The organism is Sulfuriferula multivorans (genome assembly GCF_003851125.1).
GTDB classification, from domain to species: domain Bacteria; phylum Pseudomonadota; class Gammaproteobacteria; order Burkholderiales; family Sulfuriferulaceae; genus Sulfuriferula; species Sulfuriferula multivorans.
In genome coordinates, this window is sequence record NZ_BGOW01000066.1 from 1 (window position 1) to 268 (window position 268).

Annotated in this window: 1 protein-coding gene; it reads right to left on the reverse strand. The window is 60.1% G+C overall.

Annotated features, from left to right (window positions below; genetic code table 11):
- Nucleotides 1-74 precede the first annotated feature (74 nt).
- A partial coding sequence (locus tag EI185_RS18295; protein ID WP_262982410.1) for a hypothetical protein occupies nt 75-268 on the reverse strand: 194 nt, incomplete at its 5' end.

Consider the following 268-nt stretch of genomic DNA (forward strand, 5'->3'; position numbering starts at 1 on the left):
ATCGAGTAGGGGACGGAGTTGCCCCCGTCGCCCTCTCACACCACCGTACGTGCGGTTCCGCATACGGCGGTTCATTAAACATGCTGGAAGCGTCGCTGAGTGTCCAGCAACGAAACCAACCCCAGTACGTCAAAGAAGCGTTTTGGATAGGCCGCGTTCATGTGGCTCGCTCCGGCGTTCCACCAAGGGCCACGTCCGTTGCTTGCCGATTTCCATGCTCGCGTCTCATCCACACCTCGCGCTTGGAGTCGCTTATTCCGGGTGGCCG